The sequence below is a fragment of the Spongiimicrobium salis genome, from assembly GCF_043678055.1.
Lineage (GTDB): Bacteria > Bacteroidota > Bacteroidia > Flavobacteriales > Flavobacteriaceae > Spongiimicrobium > Spongiimicrobium salis.
Window position 1 is genome coordinate 1,856,891 of the sequence record NZ_JBHEQA010000001.1, and the last position, 7,474, is coordinate 1,864,364.

General features: G+C 46.8%; 2 protein-coding genes. One reads left to right on the plus strand and one right to left on the minus strand.

Annotated elements, in window-relative coordinates; translation table 11 throughout:
* Positions 1–6: 6 nt before the first annotated feature.
* Positions 7–4,725 (minus strand): hypothetical protein, encoded by a 4,719-nt coding sequence (locus ACEXOE_RS08155; RefSeq protein WP_394748248.1) that lies wholly within the window; start codon positions 4,723–4,725, stop codon positions 7–9.
* A 1,610-nt stretch (positions 4,726–6,335) separates the two neighbouring features.
* Here ACEXOE_RS08155 and ACEXOE_RS08160 point away from each other — a divergent pair.
* The gene (locus tag ACEXOE_RS08160; protein WP_394748249.1) at positions 6,336–7,046 is read left to right on the plus strand and encodes an SDR family oxidoreductase; all 711 of its coding nucleotides are present in this window, start codon (positions 6,336–6,338) and stop codon (positions 7,044–7,046) included.
* Positions 7,047–7,474: the final 428 nt, after the last annotated feature.

Sequence of the window (7,474 nt, forward strand, 5' to 3'; positions counted from 1 at the left end):
CTTGTTTTAGTTGCAGGTTTGGGTAATGATTTCAATATGTTCGGTGGTGAGTCCTGTTGAACTATCGGTCATCACACATTTTACCGTAGCACTCTCCCCGCAGGGGAGCAGGAGGGTCAGATTGGGGTCGGTAGAGGTTTCCACAAAACCATTGCCATCGCCCCGGTCTACATACCAGGAACATGCGGTATTGGAAGTATTTCCCTGAATGCTGGGCTGCAGATTTATGGTCGTAGATCCATCGGAAGCCGTTCCCTGGGTCTGTGAAAATGGACTGTCCCCTCCACCACTTCCGCCGGGAGGCACTATTGTACTCTGGGCCACGGTAGAACTTTTACTCGCCCCATTGCCAATATCGGTGACAATACAGAACAGCTGTATCTGCCCTTCCATGGCCGAGGTCAGGGGAATATTGACCCTAGTTTCGGAAGCCCCGGCAGGAACATCGATCTGGGCCAAGATAAAACCATCGGGCCGGGTCATGTTCCATTGGTAGCTAAAATTCCCCGAACCGCCAGAAGGAAATTGGGCGAAATCTACCGAAAGGACATTACCCGATTGCAGGGTGGACAATAGATTTACCGTACCCGCAAAAAAGGGCTGTACCAATTGGATGTCCCGTATGTTGGTCTGTGATCGGCCCGTAACATTGTCCTGTACGCTGATGGTAATATTGACGGTTCCCGTGCCATTGATGTTAGGGCTTACGGAGGCCCCTGTTACATTTGTGGTGGCACCGGCGTGGACAAAGGTCCAATTAAAATCAAAATTACCGGAACCCCCCGAAGCGGTAATGCCGAAAACAAGACCCGGGGAAACTTCAATATGTTCCCCATGAGGGCTTATCGTACCCAAGGTCAACTTTTGATAGGGGGTCACATTTTTGGAATAGATGACTTCCTGGGCGGTGATACGGTCCCTTAGGGTACAGCGCACCGTAATAGGGCCCCCAAGAAAGTGGTTCCCAAAACTTTTTTCTATGGAGGTCATCCCTCGGATTACAGGATCGGGCATGGCGTTATTAAAGGTGATGAACTCCCAAGTGTAGTCAAAGGAGCCAGAACCATATTGGGGAGCAATGCTAAAGTTTTCCGTGGCTGTGCCGATCTCTATCCAATTCTTTGAGGATTGTACACTCCCTTGAGGGATGCGGCGGTAGACGCTTACGGTCCGTGCCGCTGTCCCTTGGACATCCCTTTGGTTATCCGTCACCACGCAACGGACATCCACTTCGCCAATAAAAGCCGTGCTGAAACTATGGGAAACCGAGGCCCCCGTTTTGGTGACCGTACTGCCGTTGGGCGCGGTAAAGGTCCATGCGTAACTGTAGTTCCCCGATCCATTATCCGCTTGAACGCTAAAGGTATTTCCTTCCCCACTGAGCACAATATCGGCGCCGCTGATATCACTGACAAAAAGATCGCTATGGGTCACCAGTTCCCCTTTGTAATGGTAGTAGTATTCGGCCTCTACCCGGTTTTGGTCATCCCGTAGGCGTTCCAGGCGGCTAAGGCCGTCGTATTCGTAGACCATGGAATAGCCACTAGGGTCGGTTGTCTCTTGGACCCCTACCATGGTATTGTAACTATAGGAAGTGATCTGGGCCTTGGGGAAATTGGCTTTTAAGTCGGCATAAAAACTGTTGAGGCTGCTTTCACTTAGGGTATTGAGGTTGGCACCGTCAGTAGTAATGCCCAAAATGTTCTTGCTCAGGATAAAGGCATCGAGCTGGGCCTTGGAGACATTTTGCAATTGGGCCAGCACATAGTTTTTGCTCTGGTCCCAGAGCATGGAGGCAAAGGCCCCTTGGTCCCGTTGCACCTGAACGGGCTTTCCACGATCCACCAAAAAGCTGCTGTGGAGTTCGTAATCGGCCGGGATATGGGACGCGGTGGCCGTATTGCTTCCTTGCCCTTTGGCATAGCGATAGACCTCGGTGACATTTCCCTTAACATCGAATTCCATGGCCTGCCCAAGGATCTGCCGATTTTTATCGAACACTTTTTTGGTAACTGGGATGCCGGTAAGGTACTGATCGTTCAGGGCAGATAAACCTGTATGATCTGTGGGATAGGTATATTCCACTTTGAGGTGTTCCCCTTCGGGATAGGCTTGGAAGATGCCGTTGTCCGCATTGGCCTGACTGGTGACCAGGAAACGGCCGTCCAATTCCTGGGAACTCATCTGCAGGTAATCGTTATAGGTATAACGGTTCTGTTTTACATTGGCGGAGAAGGTCCCGCTATCGCTTTCGAAGTAGAGGATCTCTGTATTGACCGAAGGGACATTGCGACGGAAAAAATAGGTGTTGGCCAAGGGCTCACTATACCCCAGAAAGACCGATTGTTGCGTACTTCCCTCAATATGAGGTGAACCTTCCCTAAGAATAGTATAACAAAGGGTCTTATCGCCCAGGGTATAATATTCCAATGTACTGTCCTGGGTATTGTCATAGACCATATCCATACTGCGCACCATAAAATTCCCGTTATACATTTCCTGGCGTACCATTTGAGAGGCATAGGATTTGTTCCTTAGGGTCTCTTCATACTTTTCAATGGTACGGATGACGCTATCATCCTCTCCCACTTGATCAATGGTGACGGTACCATAGAAGTATCCGGATTTGATCAGCACGGGATTCAGGGAAATATTGTCCGATGAAAAAACCGTACGTTGGCCATAGTTCTTGGCGTGATTGGCCACGGTAAGGCTATAGCCCTGCAGATTATCATAACCATAGTCCATACGCCGTATCTGGGTAACTCCATCATGGTCGTAGTCCCGTACGGATGCTACCCGTAATCCGCCCATATAAGCGGTACGTTCGGCAACAGGGATTTCTTCCATCCAAGCGAGATCTATTTGAATGCGGTCATTGGAATTTGCGGTATTCAGCTTGGCGGTTTCCACACGAAGTTCTAGAAGGTAATCCCCAGACGCAAGGAACTCACTCCCTTCTGCCCCTATGACCGGATCGGAACCAAAGATTTGGGTACCGTTCAAGGGAGCGGTTCCTGCATAGATATTAAAGCTGGAACAATCAATGGAAGGGCTATTGTTGTTAAAAGCGCACACATCCGAAAGCGTAGTATAAAACACACTTGCACCTTGAGACCCCAATCCGGTGGCGTCTATAGAAAAGGCCTTGCTGAATATGGTATAATCGCCCTCTGTGCGGCTACTGTCGAACAATGTTCTGGAAACCTCCACATGGCGTGGTCTAAAAGTAGGGTTGGCCCCACCAGTGGCCGGTCTGGAATTGCTTTCGTAGTTAAAGGTACTGAATCCGCCCGTAGGGTATTGAATTTTATTGAGTACGCCTATCTTAAGATGTTCCAAACTTTCCGTGCGATCGGCAAGGAGCATTCGGTTCCCATCACTTAAAAGATTGAACGCGTTGAGACTGAAGGGAATCAAGGAAGTATTGTTCTTCCCATTGTAGTGACCATAATAATCTTTCCCCATATCTCCTTTTTGGGGCAGGGCCCCATTTTCATAGAAGAAGCGGTACGGGGGTTTGGAACTGCCATCATAACCAAATTCCTGTACCTGATCGAGGCGCAAGCGAGGGTCTCCGGGGAATTTTCCATAGGTAAAGACAAAAGAACGGGTCTTGTTGCCGATCTTGTCATAAATAGCAATAGAGGTCAACTTCTTTTTCCAAGTGGATAATGTGGGGTCTTCCACGTAGTTGAACGTGACTCGGGTATTGGGCGCCTCAATGGTACTGACCAATTTATTGATCGGGGTATAGATGATACTTGTTTCCGTGAAGTTGGTGTCCAGAAAGGAGGCTGATCCATTGCCTTCGCAACCGCAAACGTTCCCATTGTCGGCAGTGGAAGGTTCGCAGCCAGGAGCCAAGCTTAGACTATGGGACTGCTTGGTCAAGGTGTAATTAAGAGCGTAAGGCTCATAGGTAAAGTTGATTTCCCGATCGTTTTTTGTGGTGACCCTTTCCAACATCCAACCAGCGGTATTGGTGTCGCGATTGATTGAAACATCACCAGCACTAATGGAAGAACCTGAAACAACGGTCTTGGTATTGAACTCGAGTTCATCATCAAAGTAAAAGGTATTTCCCTGACTGTCGTCTATGGAAAAGCCCATGGCCGTGCCGGTCCCAAAGCGATTGACGCGCATGGTGCTTCGAAATTCCTGGCGGACGTTCCCTTGCCTGTCAAAAATAAAGGAGCCCGAACCTCCTGGCATGCTATAATTAAAATCATCGGGATAGTAATCCTCATCATTATTGGATTGCTCGATCAGCTGTTGTACCAGGGGGTCACTAAGGTCTCGTGTAGCAGTCCATTGTGGATCTACAATACCTTGCGTGTTCGGGTTGAGCCAGCCTCTGGGCCCCTCATCGATCTTATCGTTGACCTGCCTAAAGATGCCCCCTCCGGCATTGAGGGTCCATTTAAGGCCCACCACACTGGCGAGCTCGTCCACCTTGATGCCGGAGGCATGGTAGGAGATGGAGATGGGGATGGAGACCCCATCCTCCTGTATGGTAAAGAGAGGAATGTTGATCTGTGGTACACCGGTGGCATGGTCTACCGGAGTAGCCCCATAGGTGCCCAGATTGGCAGCATTGGGAGTCACCGGGGTATATTCGGCATGGTAGTCCACATAGTCGGGATTGAATTCCTGAGCGGTAGCGGTATAAATGCTCAAAACAAGAAAAAGGGCAAAGGAAAAGGGTCGGAACGGATGTTGCATAGTGTTACTGATGTTTTAGGTTTTGGTTGCCAAAAAGCAAAAACTGACCATAGGGAGGAAGGAGGGAACTTCCCTTAAGGAGTAGGTTGGATGGGTTCTGGGGAAATGTCGTACTGTAACGGGAGTCCTTCTGATATGGCCCGGAAGGGGACTCAGAAGATGGAAAATCGATATCGCATCATGAGCTTTATGGTTTGGTTGTTCACAAAATTAAGTAAAAATTCGATACAAACGCAGTATATTTTATATAAAAGATTATTTTATCCTTAAGCTATTGTAATCTTATTGCTCATTACATATAAAAAATACTCTTAATTGCCTGTTTGTAAATAACTTAACTATAGAAATTAGGCCAATGCTTTTTGAGGGATGAGGTTTGTGCTTTGAAGTTGCAAACTTCTTAGAGTGAGTCTCGACGGCGCCTGCTTGCCGTCAGGCAGGCTCGACCTGACATAGATTTGTTTGACCTTAGATATGCTTTAAGATAGTGTCCCTTTGAGGGGACTTTAGGGGTGTTTTTTGAGGATGAGGGATTGGGCATGAGTTTTGGGGTTACGAAGTTGCAAACTTCGCAGAGCAAGTACAGATGTCAGTTCGAGTGTTTGATTTTTGGATGGCAGATCCAAAGATCAAATGTATCGAGAACTTTTTAGCAGAAAGAGGCTTTTTATAAGGACTCCTCGATAGTTTTATAGAGAAATAAGGAATTTATGATTCGAAGTTGAGCGAGGCCTGGGTTCTCGATACAATTTCTTTTTCTCTTTTAGAAAAAGAAATCACTCGAACTGACTATGACTTTCGTTTTAAGGTATTGTCCCCTTGAGGGGACTTTAGGGGTGTTTTTTGAGGTGTGGGGGATTGGGCATGAGTTTTGGGTTATGAAGTTGCAAACTTGGCAGAACAAGTACAGATGTCAGTTCGAGTGTTTGATTTTTGGATGGCAGATCCAAAGATCAAATGTATCGAGAACTTTTTAGAAGAAAGAGGCTTGTTATAAGGACTCCTTGATAGTTTTATAGAGAATTAAGGAATTTATGATGCAAAGTTGAGCGAGGCCTGGGTTCTCGATACAATTTCTTTTTCTCTTTTAGAAAAAGAAATCACTCGAACTGACTATGACTTTCGTTTTAAGGTATTGTCCCCTTGAGGGGACTTTAGGGGTGTTTTTTGAGGTGAGAAGGATTGGGCATGAGTTTTGGGTTACGAAGTTGCAAACTTCGCAGAGAGGTAGGTTTGAGTTACGAACTTGCAAACTTTGCAGAACAAGTACAAATGTCAGTTCGAGTGTTTGATTTTTGGATGGCAGATCCAAAGATCAAATGTATCGAGAACTTTTTAGCAGAAAGAGGCTTTTTATAAGGACTCCTCGATAGTTTTATAGAGAAATAAGGAATTTATGATGCGAAGTTGAGCGAGGCCTGGGTTCTCGATACAATTTCTTTTTCTCTTTTAGAAAAAGAAATCACTCGAACTGACTATGACTTTCGTTTTAAGGTATTGTCCCCTTGAGGGGACTTTAGGGGTGTTTTTTGAGGTATGAGGGATTGGGTACGAGGTTTATGTTGCAAACTTCCTAGTACCAGTGTACCTTTACTCAAAAAACAACAGCAATGGATTTACAGGGTAAAGTAGCCTATATTACAGGCGGATCAAAGGGTATTGGATATGGCGTGGCCAAAAGCTTATTGGCTAAAGGCATGAAAGTAGCCATCAGTGGACGAAATACGACTAGCGTAGCCGAAGCAGCGGCAAAGTTGGGAGGAGATGATCGTGTATTGGCCATTGCGTCGGATGTATCCCAATTGGAGGATGAACGGAAGGCAATAGCCGCAATTTTGGAGCAATGGGGACAGTTGGACCTGGTGCTGGCCAATGCCGGTGTGGGACACTTTGCACCGGTGGACACCCTTTCGGAAGCCGACTGGCATCAGATGGTGAATACCAATTTAACAGGGGCGTTCTTTAGCCTAAAAGCCTCGGTGGAGGCCTTAAAAATTTCTAAAGGATATTATATTACCTTGGCCAGTTTGGCGGGAACCAATTTCTTTGCCTCGGGTTCAGGTTATAATGCCACAAAGTTTGGTGTGGTCGGGTTTACCCAAGCGGCGATGTTGGATTTACGAAAATACGATATCAAAGTATCTACGATTATGCCAGGATCGGTATCCAGTCATTTTAATGCGCATACTCCTTCTGAGGCCGATGCTTGGAAGATACAGCCAGAAGATATTGGGAAATTGGTAGTGGATCTTTTGCAAATGCATCCAAGGACCTTACCCAGTAAAATTGAAGTGCGCCCTACACGACCGGATAAAAAGTAGACTGCAAACTTCGTAGAGCTACAGATGTCAGTTCGAGTGTTTGATTTTTGGATGGCAGATCCAAAGATCAAATGTATCGAGAACTTTTTATACGATGGCATATCTGAATAGGTCTCGACCCTGTCTGCCGACAGGCAGGTGCGCTCGACCTGACAGCTATTTAATTGCAGCGGCTTCTCGATACATTTTTGGCTTCACTGTGTTCCTCTAAGAAACCCTCGAAGTGACATAAGATATTGTATAAAAGGTATTGTCCCCTTGAGGGGACTTTAGGGGTGTTTTTTGAGGTGTGAGGGATTGGGTGTGAGGTATGATGTTGTCGCTGTGAACTTGCAAACTTCGTAGAGCGCTCTCGACCCTGTCTGCCGACAGGCAGGTGCGCTCGACCTGACAGCTATTTAATTGCAGCGGCTTCTCGATACATTTTT